We start from the raw sequence: 668 nt of genomic DNA, 5'->3' as shown, positions 1-668 counted from the left end.
GGCGCCGGCCTCGACGGACTGCGGGCCATCCCGTGGGTCTTCGGCTGGACCCAGTCCCGGCAGATCGTCCCCGGCTGGTTCGGCGTCGGCTCCGGGCTCAAGGCCGCCCGCGAAGCGGGCCTGGACCCGGCCCTCGACGAGATGCACCAGCACTGGCACTTCTTCCGGAACTTCCTGTCCAACGTGGAGATGACGCTCGCCAAGACCGATCTGCGGATCGCCCGGCACTACGTCGACACACTGGTCCCGGACGAGCTCAAGCACGTCTTCGCCACCATCGAAGCCGAGCACGAGCTCACCGTGCGCGAGGTACTGCGGATCACCGGCGAGACCGAACTCCTCGACTCCAACCCGGTCCTCAAGCAGACCTTCCACGTCCGCGACGCCTACCTGGACCCGATCTCCTACCTCCAGGTCTCGCTGCTGCACCGCCAGCGCACCGCCCACGAACAAGGCGAAGCCCCCGACCCCCTCCTCGCCCGCGCCCTCCTCCTCACGGTCAACGGCGTCGCGGCGGGCCTGCGCAACACGGGGTGACCTGCGGTCCGCGCCCGATGTGACCGCGTCCGGCCGCTCCTGCGGAGCGGCCGGACGCGGTTTTTGTCCGGTGGTCCGGGGCTGCGCCCCGGCCCCCGGCGCAGCAGGCTTCGCCGCCGCGGGCGCGCTGG

At 71.6% G+C, this 668-nt stretch carries 1 protein-coding gene; it reads left to right on the top strand.

Going from position 1 to position 668, the window contains the following annotated elements:
• A partial coding sequence (locus CCN51_RS52705; protein ID WP_143676282.1) for a phosphoenolpyruvate carboxylase occupies nucleotides 1-537 on the top strand: 537 nt, incomplete at its 5' end.
• Nucleotides 538-668: the final 131 nt, after the last annotated feature.

It is taken from the genome of Streptomyces milbemycinicus, assembly GCF_002154605.1.
GTDB classification, from domain to species: Bacteria; Actinomycetota; Actinomycetes; order Streptomycetales; family Streptomycetaceae; genus Streptomyces; species Streptomyces milbemycinicus.
Note: the sequence above shows the minus strand (reverse complement) of the source record. Positions and strands in the feature narration are given on the sequence as shown.